Below are 15,297 nucleotides of genomic sequence, written 5' to 3' on the forward strand. Positions count from 1 at the left end.
CCCATCATGTACACGCCATGACACGAGGGCGAAACCGCCCCATCACCCACGAACGGGCGACACCACATCATCAGGAACGGGACTTAACGCCCTCTGAGAGGCTGTCCGAACGGGCGTCTGGTCGGTGGCGCCACAACAGCCTGGTTGGCGCCGAGGCCCAGGCAGGAGCCTTGTCACCAATGACAAGCGATGTTCCTCACAAACATCGACTTCGAGGCGTGCCGGTGTAGAGTGAAGACCGCCCTTGACCTGCAGAAAGCTGGCAGGGAGCCGTCTTCCAGGAGTCCAAAGTGCTGCGTACTCTGTTCAAGTCCAAGATCCACCGCGCCACCGTCACCCAGGCCGACCTGCACTATGTCGGCTCGGTGACGATCGACGCCGATCTGCTGGACGCCGCCGATCTGCTGCCCGGTGAGCTGGTGCACATCGTGGACATCACCAACGGGGCCCGGCTCGAGACCTACGTCATCGAGGGGGAGCGCGGGTCCGGCGTGATCGGGATCAACGGGGCCGCGGCTCACCTCGTGCACCCCGGTGACCTGGTGATCCTCATCAGCTACGCGCAGGTCGACGATGCCGAGGCACGGGCGTTGAAGCCCCGGGTCGTGCATGTGGACGGCGACAACCGTATCGTCGCCCTGGGCGCCGACGCGTCCGAGCCGGTGCCGGGCTCGGACCAGGAGCGCAGCCCTCAGGCCGTGTCGGCCTGACGTACCGATCCCGCGGGGACGAGGAGCGTGGCCGTGAGTGACATCGAGATCCGTGACGACCGGGCGGCCGGGCGGCTGAGGGCGATCACAGCCGACGAGGTGGTCGGCCGCATCGAGTACTTCGTGCTCGACGCCCCCGAGCGCGCCCTCGTCCCCGTCCACACGATCGTCGAACCGGCCCACGAGGGCCAGGGCATCGCCGGTTCGCTGGCACGTGAGCTGTACGGCATCGCGCGGCGGGAGGGCGTCACGGTCGCCCCGCTGTGCCCGTACGTCGTGAAGTGGGCCGAGCGTCACCCGGACGAGGCGCCCGCCGCCGCCCCGGAGCTGCTGCGCGCGGCGAAGGAGTGGCTCGTCGCGCACCCCGGGCTGTTCTGACCCTGCGCCGGGGAGATCTACGGGGGACGCGCGTGCTGGCGCTCTTGCACACCTCGGTCGTTCACGTGCCGGTCTTCGACGCGCTGCGTGACGCGGCGCATCCGGGGCTCGCCCTGCGGCACCACGTCGACGCCGGGCTGCTGGAGCGGGCGGTGGCGGAAGGGGCGCGCGCCGTTCTGCGCACGTGCTCCACCCTTGGCGGCGTCGCCGAGGCAGCCGCCGCCGAGGTCGGCGTCCCGGTGCTCCGCGTCGACCGGCCGATGGCCGCCGCCGCGGTGGCCGTCGGCCCGCGGGTGCTCGTCCTCGCCGCCCTGGAGAGCACCCTCGTTCCCGCGGCGGCCCTGATCGAGTAGGAGGCCCGGCGCGCGGGCCGCCCCGTGACGGTGCGGACCCGGCTGGTGGACGGCGCCCGGCCGCGGTTCGAGGCCGGTGCCAGCGACGGATATCTGCGACGGGTGACCGAGGCGGCCGACTCCGTGACCGACGCGGACGTGATCGTTCTGGCTCAGGCGTCCATGGCACCCGCCGGCGAGTCGACGAGGACCCGCGTCCCGGTGCCGGCCGGTCCCACGCCGGGACTGGCCGCCGCCGCGGCGGCGGGGCGCCCGGGTCAGGTCGTCCCGGACCTTCCGGGTCATCCACGGAGCCCGGGGCGCCCATAGCGTTCAGGGCGTCCGGATGGCCCGGGGCATCGTCGGCGTCCAGGGCGTCCGGACAGTGCGGCGCGTCCGGGGCGTCCATCATCGGGACCCGCTTACCCGCTGCCCCGGCTGGGCCGCCCGGGTCCGGGCCCTCGTACAGAAGGGTGAGTGGGGCGGCAGCGCTCGGGTAGGCGGGGGACAAGTCCAGAGAGCCGACGTCGACCGACTGGCCGGAGGACAGCGCCATGACCAACCCGTATCCGGATCCCGTCCCGCCCGGTCCCGCCCCGGGGCCCACTCCCGGCCCGGACCCGGAACCCCCGCATCCGCAGCCCGACCCGGCGACGCCGCCGGTCCCCGGCCCGGAACCGACCCCGCCGCCTCCGCCCCCGGGCCCCGGACCGCAGCCCACCCCTCAGCCTCCCGGCCCCGGACCGCAGCCGACGCCTCCGCCCCCGGGTCCCGGACCGCAGCCGCCGCCCGATCCCCCCGGGCCCTCGCCGTCCCCGATCCCTCCGGGGCCCGAGCCCGTGCCCAACCCCGAGCCGGGGCCACCCCTCACCTGAGCGCCGGGTGGGCGGGGCCCGGGAGAGGGGCTACGCGGTGACCTCCGACCGGTCCCCGCCCCACAGCGTGTGGAATGCGCCGTCCCGGTCCGTCCTGCGGTACGTGTGCGCCCCGAAGAAGTCCCGCTGCCCCTGGGTCAGCGCGGCGGGGAGCCGCTCGGCGCGCAGGGCGTCGTAGTAGGCGAGGGCGGCGGCGAAGCCCGGGGTCGGTACGCCCTGCCGGGTCGCGGCGACCAGGACCTCGCGCCAGTCGTCCTGCGCCGCGGCGATCTCCTGGGCGAAGGTCTCGTCCGACAGTAGGCTCGGCAGGTCCGGCCGGGCGTCGTACGCGGCCCGGATCCGGTCCAGGAAGGCCGCGCGGATGATGCAGCCGCCGCGCCAGATCGCGGAGACCGCGCCCAGGTCGATGTCCCAGCCGTACTCCTCGCTGCCCGCAGCGATCTCGTGGAAGCCCTGCGTGTACGACACGATCTTCGACGCGTACAGCGCCTGCTCCACCCGGTCGGCGAAGGCCGCCGCCTCCGACTCGCCGAGCGGCGACGCCTTCGGGCCCGCCAGGCCGCGCGACGCCTCGCGCAGAGCCGCGTGACCGGAGAGGGAGCGGGCGAAGACGGCCTCCGCGATGCCGGACACCGGCACCCCCAGGTCCAGGGCGATCTGCACGGTCCAGCGACCGGTGCCCTTCTGTTCCGCCTGGTCGACCACCACGTCCACGAACGGCTTGCCCGTCGCCGTGTCCACGTGCGACAGCACCTCCGCCGTGATCTCGATCAGGTACGAGTCCAGGCGGCCCGTGTTCCAGGTGCGGAAGATCTCCGCGATCTGCGCGGGGGAGTACCCTGCGACGTCGCGCAGCAGCTGGTACGCCTCGCCGATCAGCTGCATGTCGGCGTACTCGATGCCGTTGTGCACCATCTTCACGAAGTGCCCCGCGCCGTCCGGGCCGACGTGCGTGACGCACGGTGCCCCGTCCGCGGCCTTCGCCGAGATCTTCTCCAGCATCGGGCCCAGCGATTCGTACGACTCCTTCGAGCCGCCCGGCATGATGCTCGGACCGTGCAGCGCGCCCTCCTCGCCGCCGGAGATACCGGTGCCCACGAAGTGGATGCCCTGCTCGCGCAGTTCGCGCTCCCGGCGCCGGGTGTCGGCGAAGTGCGCGTTGCCACCGTCGATGATCATGTCGCCGGGCTCGAGGAGCGGGGCGAACTCCCGGATCACCGCGTCGGTCGGGTCACCGGCCTTCACCATGATCACCAGGCGGCGCGGCCGCTCCAGCGCCGCCACGAACTCCTTCGCGGTCTCGGTCGCGACGAAGTCGCCCTCGCTCCCGAACTCCTCCACCAGGGCGTGCGTGCGCGACGCGGTCCTGTTGTGCACCGCGACCGTGTAGCCGTTGCGGGCGAAATTGCGCGCGAGGTTGCGGCCCATGACCGCGAGACCCGTGACGCCGATCTGCGCTGTAGTGCTCATTGCGTTGGCTCCTAGTGACCTTGGTGTCTGTGGTGCCCGTGTGCGCCAGTATCGCCAATTCCGCCGCTCGACCATGCTGACGTGCCGGTACGCCGGTCGCACTTCGTGCTTCCAGGGTTCCAGTACGGCGGGGAGGGGGGCCGGTGCCTCAGCGGGCGGACACCTCGTCCGGCCAACCGCCGCCCGATCCCGGCCACTCGGGGCGCCAACCGGCCGGTTGCCGTCTTGTCATGGCCTGTTCGCGGCGCTTACTTTTGCCGCTCCTGACGCAATGTCGAGGGGGACCTCCATGGCCGTACGCGGCCGGCACCGCCGGTATCAGCCGAACAGGATCAACCGCGCCTCACTGACCGTCACCGCGGGGGGCGCGGGGCTGGCCCTCCCCCTCGTCGGTACCGGCACGGCCCACGCGGCCGACGCGGCGACCTGGGACAAGGTCGCCGCCTGCGAGTCCACCGACGACTGGGACATCAACACCGGCAACGGCTACTACGGAGGGCTGCAGTTCACCCAGTCCACCTGGGAGGCCTTCGGCGGCACCCGCTACGCGCCCCGCGCGGACCTCGCCACCAGGGAACAGCAGATCGCCGTCGCCGAGAAGGTGCTGGACGCGCAGGGCCCCGGTGCCTGGCCGGTGTGCTCGCCGCGGGCCGGACTGACCCGCGGCGGCGGCACGCCCGACCTCCGGCCGGCCGGGGGAGCGGGGGCCGAGAAGTCCCGCGGGAAGTACGCCGACAAGCCCGCGGCCGGGTCCGGGAAGAAGGCCGACCCGGTCAAGGACGTCCAGCCGCAGACCACACCGCAGTCCCGGGCGGGAAGGGCCCGCATGTACACGGTGGTCACCGGCGACACCCTCTCCGGCATCGCCGACTCCCACGAGGTCCGGGGCGGCTGGCAGCGCCTGTACGAGGCCAACCGCGGCGCGATCGGATCCGACCCCGACCTGATCCTGCCCGGCCAGCGGCTGTCACTGCGCGGCGAGGGGGCCACCAAGGCGTCCCGCGCCCAGCCCGGAAAACAGGCCGAGCAGGAGAAGCAGCGGAAGCAGGAGAAGCCGGAGCAGAAGCAGCACAAAGAGCAGAAGCGGGAGCCGAAGCAGCAGAAGCGGCAAGAGCAGCAGAAGGCGCCGAAGAAGTCGTCCTCCGACAGCGGCAGGACCGAGGCCGGCCAGGCCACCACCCACCAAGCCGTCGTGGCCCCGGTCGACGCCGCCACCGGCACGCCGTACCACAAGACGGGCTCTTCCTGGTCCAAGGGCTACCACACCGGCGTCGACTTCCCGGTCCCGACCGGCACCTCCGTCAAGTCGGTCGCGGCAGGCCGCGTCGTCAGCGCGGGGTGGGGCGGTTCGTACGGCTACCAGGTGGTGGTCAGGCACGGTGACGGCCGCTACTCCCAGTACGCGCACCTCTCGGCGATCTCCGTGAAGGCCGGTCAGTCGGTGGGTGTCGGTCAGCGCCTCGGCCGCTCCGGCTCCACGGGCAACGTCACGGGCCCGCATCTGCACTTCGAGGTGCGGACCGGGCCCGGCTTCGGTTCGGACGTCGACCCGGTGGCGTACCTCCGGGCCGGTGGCGTCAGGATCTGATCCGGACCCGCCGGCGGCCGAGTATGGGCGGCGGGACGAACGGACCGCCGTAGAAGGGGCCGTAGGAGGGCGTCGTGTCGGCGTTCTCGGCCGGAATCCGGGCGTCGTACGCCTCCGTGGCGGGGGCGGTGTCCGGAACCGGCGATGCCACCGGGGAGGGCACGAGGACCTTGGCCGGCGGCCGGGCCGTCCGCACCGACACGGCCGACGCCGGCCCCGGCGCCGCGACCCCGACCGCTGCCGCTCCGGCCTCCACGAGCCCCAAGGCGTCCTCGGCCACCAAGGAGTCCCCGGCCGGGGCCGCGGCCTTGCCGGCGCCCTCCCGCGCGATCCGCTCCGTCGTCAGCATGATCAGTCCGCCGGCGGCCACCACACCGCAGCTCAGGGCGAGCGCCGTGCCGGTCGTGCCGTAGCGGAACGTCTCGCCGAACATCGTGATGCCGACCACGGCGGCCACCACCGGGTTCACGACCGTCAGCGTGGCCAGCGGGGCGGCGAGTCCGGCGCCGCGGTAGGAGGCCTGCGAGAGCACCATGCCGGCGGTGGCGAGTACACCGATCACGGCCAGCGACGGCAGGTCGGCGGCGGACACCCCGCCGGTCCAGTCGACCGCGACCGTCTTGGTGAAGACCGAGGACATGCCGAAGGCGACGCCGGACGCGGTCGCCAGCAGGATGCTGCGGACCGCCGGGTGCCGGTGCGCGGCCCGGCCGGCGATCATCAGCGCCACGATCGCACCACCGGTGACCACGGCCGCCCCGACCCGCTGTGCCGTGTCGAGCGACTGCGCGTCCGAGGCCCCGACCAGCGACAGCAGACCGGCGAGACCGACCGTGGCCATCAGCGCGCCCCGCCAGGCGGTCGCGCCGGCCCTGCGGCCCACGAAGACCGCCGCCATGGGCAGTGCGAACACGATGGTGAGCGCTCCCAGCGGCTGCACCAGGCTCAGCGGACCGAGCGCGAGAGCGACGACGTGCAGCAGACCGCCGAGGCCGTTGAGTCCGACCGCCGCCCACCAGCCGGGGCGGCGCAGCGGAGCGTACTGGGCACCCGGTGACGACGCCGCGACCTGCTCCTGCACGATCGCCCCGCCCGCGTACGCCACGGCGGAGACGAGCGACAGGAGCACGGACAACGCGAGGGCGCTCATCGGCTGCTCCTCTGCGTGAGGCGGGGGCGCTGGGCCCGGCGCGGCGATCGGTCGTCATCCATGGACAACACGATGCCGTCTCAGGGTCTTCCCGTCGTCGTCCCTGAGCATTCATTGGGTCCTACTGCCGATGGAGTACGACGGTGCCGCCGTCCTCCCCAGGGTGGGCGACTTCCGACCCCGACCCCTGGCCCGGCCCCCTAAGGGCCCTGATACTACTGCTCTCCGTGGACCTCGACCTCGGCCTCGATCCCGGCCTCTCGGCCCTCCGCCCGCTCGGCGGCTTCTCCGTCCTGCACACGTCGCGGCCGCCGTCGCCGCCCCGGCGGCCGGCCGCCGCCGCACCCCTTGCACACGCCTACGCACTCGGCCACGGAAACGCACTCACACCCGCCTGCGCACTCGGACACGGAACCGCGGCCGGATACGAGGACAGGGTGCCGGAGGCTCGTGTCCCGGTCGGGGCCGACCCGCTCGACTTCCGCGTACGGAAGGTCGCCGTCGCCCTCGGCACCGAGGAGACCCGCGTCGCCGCCTCCGTGGCCCACCAGGGGCTCGCGGCCCGCCTGTGGTCGGTGACGCTGGCCTGCGCCGCCCTCTACGGCGCGGTCCCCGGCCTCGGCCCGCGCCTGCTGCACTGGGACCCCGACGCGACCGCCCCCGACGACCTGTGGCTCGCCGAGGTGCGCCCGCGGCCGGGGGACCCCGCCACCGTCGCGGACGTCGTGCTCACCGCCCACCTGGCGCCCCTGACCGCCGCCGTGCACGCCCGGTACGGGGTGGCGGCCGGCCTGCTGTGGGGCAACGCGGCCTCCGCCCTGGCCGGCGCCGGACGCGAACTGGACCGCTGGGCCCGACGCCACGGCCGTACGGACATCGCGGCCCGCGCCCGGTCGCTGACCGCCGACTTGTTCGCGCACCCCCTGCTGGCCGGAACCGGCGCCCTCGCCGTCGCCGCCCCGGACATCTCGTTCCGGCGCCGCAGCTGCTGCCTGTACTACCGGGTGCCCGGGGCCGGGGTCTGCGGGGACTGCTGCTTCTCCCGTCCCCCGGGGGGCCCGCGCTCTTCCCCAGGCGCCCGCTCTGGGTGACCATGAGGGAACCAGTCGCCGAGACGGGAGGTTCCGGGTGCGCGTGGGACTGCTGACCCGTGAGTTCCCGCCGGACGTCTACGGCGGCGCCGGAGTCCACGTCGAGTTCCTCGCCCGGGAGCTCGCCCGCCTCGTCGACCTGGACGTGCACAGCTGGGGCGAGGGGCGCACCGACGGCGTGGTGCGGCACCGGCCCTGGTCCGCGCTGGACGGCGGCAACGACGCGCTGCGCACCTTCTCCGTGGACCTCGCGATGGCCGCCGCCCTCGAAGGACGGGAACTGGTGCACTCCCACACCTGGTACGCCAACCTCGGCGGTCACCTGGCCAAGCTCCTGTACGGCGTCCCGCACGTGATGACCGCCCATTCCCTGGAGCCGCTGCGCCCCTGGAAGGCCGAGCAGCTCGGCGGCGGTTACGCGCTGTCCGGCTGGGCCGAGCGCACCGCGGTCGAGGCGGCCGACGCGGTCGTCGCCGTCTCCGGTGCCATGCGCGAGGACATCCTCGCCTGCTACCCGGCCCTCGACGCCTCCCGCGTCCACGTCGTGCACAACGGCATCGACACCCGGCTCTACCGGCCGGACCCCGACACCGACGTACTGGACCGGATCGGCCTGGACCGCTCCCGCCCCTACGTCCTGTTCGTCGGGCGCATCACCCGCCAGAAGGGCGTGCCCCACCTGCTGCGCGCGGTGCGGGGCATCGACCCGGCCGCGCAGGTCGTGCTGTGCGCGGGCGCCCCGGACACCCCCGGGATCGACCAGGAGTTCCGCGACCTCTTCGCCGGACTGAGCCGGGCCCGCGAGGGCGTGCACTGGATCCCGCGCATGCTGCCCCGCCCGGAGGTGATCCAGCTCCTGACGCACGCCGCCGTCTTCGTCTGCCCCTCCGTGTACGAGCCCCTCGGCATCGTCAACCTGGAGGCGATGGCCTGCGGCACTGCGGTGGTGGCCTCCCGGGTGGGCGGGATCCCCGAGGTCGTGGCCGACGGCGAGACGGGGGTACTCGTACCGAGGGAGGACGGTGCGGACGACGACTTCGAGACGGGCCTCGCGCGCGCACTGGACTCCGTGCTCGGCGACCCGGCAGCCGCCCGGCGGATGGGCGAGGCGGGCCGGACGCGCGCGATGGAGGAGTTCGGCTGGGACGCGGTCGCGCGCCGCACGGTCCGGCTCTACGAGGAGATCCTCAAGCGGGCTCGAGCCGCCCCGCCCGGGGCGGCCGAGGGTGAACGACGGTGAGGGGAGCGGCCATGCGTCGTGGAGGTCCTTCGGTGCTCGGCATCGTGCTGGCGGGCGGAGAGGGCAAACGCCTGATGCCCCTGACCGCGGACCGCGCCAAACCCGCGGTCACCTTCGGCGGAACCTACCGGCTCGTCGACTTCGTGCTGTCCAACCTGGTCAACGCGGACATCCTGCGGATCTGCGTGCTCACGCAGTACAAGTCGCACTCCCTGGACCGGCACATCACCACCACCTGGCGGATGTCCAGCCTGCTCGGCAACTACGTCACCCCCGTCCCCGCCCAGCAGCGCCTCGGCCCGCGCTGGTTCCTCGGCAGCGCCGACGCCATCCTGCAGTCCCTGAACCTGGTGCACGACGAACAACCCGAGTACGTCGCCGTCTTCGGCGCCGACCACGTGTACCGGATGGACCCGCGCCAGATGCTCGCCCAGCACATCGAGTCCGGAGCGGGCGTGACCGTGGCGGGGATACGGGTCCCGCGCGCCGAGTCGCCGTCCTTCGGCGTGATCACGCCCGGCTCCGACGGGCAGACCGTCACCGGCTTCCTGGAGAAGCCGGCCGACCCGCCGGGCCTCGCCGACGACCCCGGGTGCGTCTTCGCGTCGATGGGCAACTACGTCTTCACCACCAAGGCCCTCGTCGAGGCCCTGCACCGGGACGCCGAGGACGAGAACTCCGTGCACGACATGGGCGGTTCCCTCCTGCCCCAGCTCACCGACCGGGGCGAGGCCGCGCTGTACGACTTCAGCGCCAACCACGTGCCGGGGGAGACCTCCCGGGACCAGGGCTACTGGCGGGACGTGGGCACGCTGGACGCCTACTACGACGCGCACATGGACCTGATCGCCGAGCGTCCCGCCTTCAACCTGTACAACCGGGACTGGCCGATCTACACCCACTCCACCCAGCTCTCGCCCGCGCGCTTCAACGCCGGCGGCATCGCCAGTGAGTCGATCATCAGCGCGGGCTGCCTGATCCGGGGCCAGGTCACCCGGTCGGTGCTCTCCCCGGGCGTGGTGGTCGACCCGGGGGCGGTCGTGCAGGGCTCGGTGCTGCACGACAACGTGCACATCGGCCGGGGTGCGGTGGTGCGCGGGGCGGTGCTGGACAAGAACGTGCAGGTGCCGCCGGGTGCGACGATCGGCGTCAACCCGCAGCGGGACGGGGAGCTGTACACCGTCTCCAAGAGCGGCGTGATCGCGCTGGGCAAGGGGCAGCGGGTGCCGTGACGGACGGACCGCCGGGGCGTTGTCATGTCCCTGGACGTCAAGCGGAATCCGTGTTGTCATGCCACTGCACATCCGCAGTTACATCGATGTATGACATCGATGTCCTGAGCCATCAGCCACCAGCCGTTCTCGAGGAGAGGGTCAGTGCGCACCAAACGACTCAGAGACAGACTCGCCCTGTTGCTGGCCGCCGCGCTCGGCGTCGCCGGACTCGCCGCCGTACCGGCCGCCAACGCGGCCGACGACGACACCGCGGAGGTCCACGGCCTGAAGGGCGAGTACTACACCCAGTCCGCCCCCGGCGCCTTCGACTTCCACGAGCTCAAGGCCACCGGCTTCGACCCGCAGCTCGACTTCAACACCCTGGAGCCGCGACTCGCCTTCGCCACCGGGCAGTCGGACGACGTGAGCGTCCGCTGGACCGGCAAGCTCGTCCCGGAGGAGACCGGAGCCCACACCTTCTCGATCATCGGCGACAACGGCTTCCGCCTCTGGATCGGCGGACAGCTCGCCATCGACCACTGGGTCGACGACTGGGACCGCGAACAGACCGCCCAGCCCATCGAGCTGACGGCCGGCCAGTCCTACGACATCAAGCTGGAGTACTTCGAGCACTACGGCGGCTCCAACCTCCACCTGCGCTGGACCGAGCCCGGCGGCAGCAAGGAGGCGATCCCGCAGTCGGCGTTCCGCCTGCCCGACGGCTTCGACTACAACGGCGCGACGGCGACCACCGTCCAGTCCACCGGCCGCACCCTCAAGCTCGACTTCGCGAGCCCGCTGGCCGCACCCCCGGCCGGCCTCACCGACCACCTCGAAGCGGTGATCGGCGGCGCCAGGTGGCCGCTCGGCGAGACGAAGCCGGACCCCGCCGACCCGAGTGCCCTGCTCGTCGCCCTCGACCAGCCCGTCGTCGGCAACAAGGACGGTGACGCCCCCGGCGCCGCCGACGTCCGCTACGACGGCGAAGGCGGCCTCACCGATGCGGAAGGCAACGTTGTCAACGCCTTCTGGAGCAGCGGCGGCAACCAGTCCACCTACGAGCTGCGCACCGACTGGGCCGACGAGGTCGGGCCGGACAACGCCCTGCCGGAGTACCCGCGCCCGCAGCTCACGCGCGACGACTGGCAGAACCTCAACGGCCGCTGGCAGTTCGCCGCCGCCGAGGCGGGCGAGCAGCCGCCGGTCGGCAAGAACCTGAAGGAGCGCATCCTCGTCCCGTACCCGGTGGAGTCGCAGCTCTCCGGCATCCAGCGGCACGAGGACCGCATGTGGTACCGCCGCACCTTCACCGTGCCACGCGACTGGCACATCGGCTCCTCCCAGCGGCTCAAGCTGAACTTCGGCGCCGTGGACTGGCAGTCCGAGGTGTACGTCAACGGCGTCAAGGTCGCCTACCACAAGGGCGGTTACGACAAGTTCAGCGCCGACGTCACCGCCGCCCTCAAGCCCGGCCGCACCCAGGAGCTGATCGTCGGCGTCTACGACCCGACCGACGCGGCCGGCGGCGAGAACCCGCCGCTCGGCAAGCAGCGCCTGGACCCGAGCGGCATCTGGTACACGCCCAGCTCCGGCATCTGGCAGACCGTCTGGATGGAACCGGTCGCCAGGGACCACGTGGACTTGCTGAAGCTCACCCCGCACGTCGACGGCGCGGCGAGCACCCTGACCGTCGAGCCGAAGGGCGTGCGCGACGGCGTACGCGTCAAGGCCACGGCGTACGCCGGACAGCGCAAGGTCGCCACGGTCAGCGGCCGCACCGGTGAGCCGCTGACGCTGAAGATCCGCGACCCGCACCTGTGGTCGCCGGACGACCCGTTCCTGTACGACCTGAAGGTCACGGTGGGACACGATCGGGTCGACAGCTACTTCGGCATGCGCTCCATCGCCGTCGAGCAGGTGAACGGCGTCCCGCGCACCATGCTCAACGGCGAGCCCGTCTTCATGATGGCCACCCTCGACCAGGGCTTCTGGCCCGACGGACTGCACACCGCGCCCACCGACGAGGCCCTCGCGCACGACCTGAAGCTGCACAAGCGGCTCGGCTTCAACTCGGTGCGCAAGCACATCAAGGTCGAGCCCGACCGCTGGTTCTACTGGGCCGACCGGCTGGGCCTGCTGGTGTGGCAGGACATGCCCGCGATGACCGCCGGGAAGAACCCGTCCACGGCCGCCCGCGCCGAGTACGAGCGGGAGATGAAGGAGATGATCGACGAGCACGTCAGCCACCCGTCGATCATCATGTGGGTCACCTTCAACGAGGGCTGGGGCCAGTACGACATCGGCCGCGTCGCCGCGCAGGCCAAGGCCTGGGACCCGACCCGGCTCGTCAACAACCAGTCGGGCCTGAACCTCGGGGCCGACGGCGGCACCGGCGACATCATGGACGAGCACGGCTACCCGAGCCCCGCCCTGCCGCCCGCTCCGGACGGCGAACGCGCCCTGGTCTCCGGCGAGTACGGCGGCCTCGGCCTCGCGGTGCCCGGACACGCCTGGTCCGTGCAGCAGTCGTACGTCGACGTGGACCCGCAGACGTACACGGACGACTACCTCACCAAGCTCGACGAGGTGCGCGCCCTGGTCTGCCGGGGCGGCAACGGCGCGGTCTACACCCAGATCTCGGACGTCGAGGGCGAACTCAACGGCCTGACGACCTACGACCGCAAGGTCCTCAAGCCGGACGTCGAGCGGGTGAGGGCCGCCCACGAGGCGCTCATCCACGACGCGTCCCAGCCCGTCCCGGCGGGCTGCACCGCCTGATCACCCGTGCCCCCGCCACAAGAAGAACCGCACGACACCGCAGACCTTCCGGAGGTCACCCGCGCACGAGAGCCACCCGGCGTCTGCGGCTGTGCGTGGCCGGGGTGGTGGCAGCGTCCGCGCCGCTCACCGCCCCGGCGGCGCAGGCCGCCCCTTCACCGGACCGGCCGACCCGGCGCGGAGCGAGGGCTTCCACGAGGGCACGCCCTGGCAGTACCAGTGGCTGGTGCCGCAGGACCTGCCCGGCATGATCGGCCTCATCGGCGACACCGAGGCGGCGAACGCGCGGCTCGACTCCCTCTTCGCCTACGACCGGCTCCTCGCCGACCCGGCGAAGACCGCCCGCGAGGTGTGGGTCAACGGGCCGTACGACTACTACAACGCCGACAAGTACAACCCGCAGAACGAGCCCGACCTCATCGCGCCGTACACCTACCTGTCGACCGGGCAGCCCTGGAAGACGACCGACGTGGTGCACGCCGCGCTCACCCCGTTCACGGACACGCCGACCGGGATGACCGGAAACGACGACCTCGGGACCATTTCCGCCTGGAACGTCCTGTCCCCGATCGGGATCTTCCCGGTCCAGCCCGGATACGACACCTGGGGCCTGTCCACCCCGGTCTTCGACCGCGTCGACCTCACCCTCGACCGCCGCCACTACCCGCGCGGTGCCCTGACGATCAGCGCGCCCGGCACCTCGGACACCGACCGGTACGTCCACTCGGCCCGCAGCGACGGCTCGGTCTGCGCCCGGACGTGGCTGACGACGGACGCCCTGCGGTCCGTGCGGTCGCTCGCGTTCACGGTCGGCCCGCAGCCGTCCGGGTGGGGAACCTCGCCCGAGGCGGTGCCGCCCCCGCTGACGTGAGGTGAGGTGAGCACAGACGCCCCATGAGTCACAGCAGTCCGCCCCTGTCCCGAGCGGCGGGACTTTAATCTCCCGTTAACTGTGCGTAGCCTGATCGTACTTGACCGTAATCGTCGGAGAGCGATTGACTGCTTGTCCACCCGTTGTCCATTCGCCGCCCGTGCGTCGTCCTTGCGAGGCAAGCCCTTGACTCCCGATCCGCTCGCTCCCCTCGACCTGGCGTTCTGGAACATCGAGTCCGCCGAGCACCCCATGCACCTGGGCGCGCTCGGCGTCTTCGAGGCTGGCTCGCCCACCGCGGGCGCCCACGCCGCGGACCTGCTCGCGGCCCGCGCCCCCGCGGTCCCCGGACTGCGGATGAGGATCCGGGACACCTGGCAGCCGCCGCTTGCCCTGCGGCGGCCGTTCGCGTTCGGCGGCGCCACCCGCGAGCCCGACCCCCGCTTCGACCCCCTCGACCACGTGCGGCTGCACGCCCCGGCCACCGACTTCCACGCCCGGGCGGGCCGCCTCATGGAACGTCCGCTGGAGCGCGGCCGGCCACCGTGGGAGGCACACGTGCTGCCGGGCGCGGACGGCGTGACCTTCGCCGTGCTCTTCAAGTTCCACCACGCCCTGGCCGACGGGCTGCGCGCCCTGACCCTCGCCGCCGGGGTCCTCGACCCGATGGACCTGCCCGCGCCCCGGCCCCGCCCCGAGCCGCCGCGGCGCGGACGCGTGCCGGACGTGCGCGCGCTGCCCGACCGGCTGCGCGACGCCCTGTCCGACGCGGGGCGCGCGCTCGACATCGGTGCCGCCGCTGCGCTGTCCACCCTCGACGTGCGCTCCTCGCCCGCGCTCACCGCCGAGTCCTCCGGCACCCGCCGGATCGCGGGCGCGGCCGTCGACCTCGACGACGTGCACCACGTCCGCAAGACCACCGGCGGCACCGTCAACGACGTGCTGATCGCGGTCGTCGCCGGCGCCCTGCGCCGCTGGCTGGACGAGCGCGGCGACGGCAGCGAGGGCGTCGCGCCGCGGGCGCTCATCCCCGTCTCCAAGCGCCGCCCGCGCACCGCCCACCCCCAGGGCAACCGGCTCTCCGGATACCTGATGCGGCTGCCGGTCGACGACCCCGACCCGCTCTCCCGCCTCGGTACGGTCCGCACCGCCATGGACCGCAACAAGGACGCCGGCCCCGGCCGCGGCGCCGGAGCCGTCGCGCTGCTCGCCGACCACGTGCCGGCGCTCGGCCACCGGCTCGGCGGGCCGCTGGTGTCGGGGGCCGCCCGGCTCTGGTTCGACATCCTGGTCACCAGCGTGCCCCTGCCCAGCCTCGGGCTGCGGCTGGGCGGACACCCGCTCACCGAGGTCTATCCACTGGCGCCGCTGGCCCGCGGTCACTCCCTGGCAGTGGCCGTCTCGACGTACCGCGGGCAGGTGCACTTCGGCCTGGTCGCCGACGGGAAGGCGGTGCCGGACCTCGACCGGTTCGCGCTCGCGGTGACCGAAGAGGTGGAGACCTTGCTCACGGCCTGCCGTCCCTGACCCCGTCGGGTTTGGATCCGCGCCGCGCGCTGAATAAAATCCGCTGTTCGACAGCGGTCGCCTCCCGGAGCGC

Annotated in this window: 10 protein-coding genes and 2 pseudogenes; 10 read left to right on the forward strand and 2 right to left on the reverse strand. The window is 72.7% G+C overall.

The window, feature by feature from the left end:
- The first annotated feature begins 290 nt into the window (after positions 1 to 290).
- The 3 genes and pseudogenes from panD (at position 291) to AB0P07_RS25765 (ending at position 1,750) form a co-directional block, all read left to right on the forward strand.
- Positions 291 to 710, forward strand: a complete 420-nt coding sequence (panD, locus tag AB0P07_RS25755) for an aspartate 1-decarboxylase (RefSeq protein ID WP_365554602.1) — start codon at positions 291 to 293, stop codon at positions 708 to 710.
- A 33-nt stretch (positions 711 to 743) separates the two neighbouring features.
- Positions 744 to 1,088: a GNAT family N-acetyltransferase gene (locus tag AB0P07_RS25760; protein WP_365554605.1), complete on the forward strand. Its 345-nt coding sequence runs from the start codon at positions 744 to 746 to the stop codon at positions 1,086 to 1,088.
- A 32-nt stretch (positions 1,089 to 1,120) separates the two neighbouring features.
- Positions 1,121 to 1,750 (forward strand): annotated as a pseudogene (locus tag AB0P07_RS25765) (aspartate/glutamate racemase family protein).
- 575 nt (positions 1,751 to 2,325) lie between these two features.
- On the opposite strand, the gene gndA reads toward AB0P07_RS25765, so the two are convergent.
- Positions 2,326 to 3,765: an NADP-dependent phosphogluconate dehydrogenase gene (gene gndA, locus AB0P07_RS25770; protein WP_365554608.1), complete on the reverse strand. Its 1,440-nt coding sequence runs from the start codon at positions 3,763 to 3,765 to the stop codon at positions 2,326 to 2,328.
- A gap of 289 nt (positions 3,766 to 4,054) precedes the next feature.
- On the opposite strand from gndA, the gene AB0P07_RS25775 reads away from it, so the two are divergent.
- Positions 4,055 to 5,353: a transglycosylase family protein gene (locus tag AB0P07_RS25775; RefSeq protein WP_365554611.1), complete on the forward strand. Its 1,299-nt coding sequence runs from the start codon at positions 4,055 to 4,057 to the stop codon at positions 5,351 to 5,353.
- On the opposite strand, the gene AB0P07_RS25780 is transcribed toward AB0P07_RS25775, so the two are convergent.
- Positions 5,343 to 6,503 carry a DMT family transporter gene (locus AB0P07_RS25780; protein WP_365554614.1) on the reverse strand — a complete coding sequence of 387 codons (1,161 nt, stop codon included), beginning with the start codon at positions 6,501 to 6,503 and terminating at the stop codon, positions 5,343 to 5,345. The genes AB0P07_RS25775 and AB0P07_RS25780 overlap by 11 nt on opposite strands.
- A gap of 227 nt (positions 6,504 to 6,730) precedes the next feature.
- Here AB0P07_RS25780 and AB0P07_RS25785 point away from each other — a divergent pair, with 227 nt between their 5' ends.
- The 6 genes and pseudogenes from AB0P07_RS25785 to AB0P07_RS25810 all read left to right on the forward strand — a co-directional run bounded on the left by AB0P07_RS25785 (position 6,731) and on the right by AB0P07_RS25810 (position 15,224).
- Positions 6,731 to 7,594, forward strand: a complete 864-nt coding sequence (locus AB0P07_RS25785; RefSeq protein ID WP_365554617.1) for a (2Fe-2S)-binding protein — start codon at positions 6,731 to 6,733, stop codon at positions 7,592 to 7,594.
- 37 nt (positions 7,595 to 7,631) lie between these two features.
- Positions 7,632 to 8,834: a glycogen synthase gene (gene glgA / locus AB0P07_RS25790; RefSeq protein ID WP_365554620.1), complete on the forward strand. Its 1,203-nt coding sequence runs from the start codon at positions 7,632 to 7,634 to the stop codon at positions 8,832 to 8,834.
- 11 nt (positions 8,835 to 8,845) lie between these two features.
- Positions 8,846 to 10,066, forward strand: coding sequence for a glucose-1-phosphate adenylyltransferase (gene glgC, locus AB0P07_RS25795; protein ID WP_365554623.1), 1,221 nt, complete (start codon positions 8,846 to 8,848; stop codon positions 10,064 to 10,066).
- A 144-nt stretch (positions 10,067 to 10,210) separates the two neighbouring features.
- Positions 10,211 to 12,826 (forward strand): PA14 domain-containing protein, encoded by a 2,616-nt coding sequence (locus AB0P07_RS25800; protein ID WP_365554626.1) that lies wholly within the window; start codon positions 10,211 to 10,213, stop codon positions 12,824 to 12,826.
- A 154-nt stretch (positions 12,827 to 12,980) separates the two neighbouring features.
- Positions 12,981 to 13,697, forward strand: a pseudogene (locus AB0P07_RS25805) (glycoside hydrolase domain-containing protein); the annotation flags it as partial.
- A gap of 186 nt (positions 13,698 to 13,883) precedes the next feature.
- Complete coding sequence (locus AB0P07_RS25810) at positions 13,884 to 15,224, forward strand: wax ester/triacylglycerol synthase family O-acyltransferase (protein ID WP_365554628.1); 1,341 nt, start codon at positions 13,884 to 13,886, stop codon at positions 15,222 to 15,224.
- The last annotated feature ends 73 nt before the right edge of the window (positions 15,225 to 15,297 follow it).

This window comes from Streptomyces sp. NPDC085944 (assembly GCF_040686295.1).
Lineage (GTDB): Bacteria > Actinomycetota > Actinomycetes > Streptomycetales > Streptomycetaceae > Streptomyces > Streptomyces salinarius.

What these genes read in the sequence shown, in the direction of transcription:
- gndA (WP_365554608.1), bottom strand. Translation starts at nt 3,765, where the DNA reads ATGAGCACTACAGCGCAGATCGGCGTCACGGGTCTCGCGGTCATGGGC.
- AB0P07_RS25775 (WP_365554611.1), top strand. Translation starts at nt 4,055, where the DNA reads ATGGCCGTACGCGGCCGGCACCGCCGGTATCAGCCGAACAGGATCAAC.
- AB0P07_RS25780 (WP_365554614.1), bottom strand. Translation starts at nt 6,503, where the DNA reads ATGAGCGCCCTCGCGTTGTCCGTGCTCCTGTCGCTCGTCTCCGCCGTG.
- glgC (WP_365554623.1), top strand. Translation starts at nt 8,846, where the DNA reads ATGCGTCGTGGAGGTCCTTCGGTGCTCGGCATCGTGCTGGCGGGCGGA.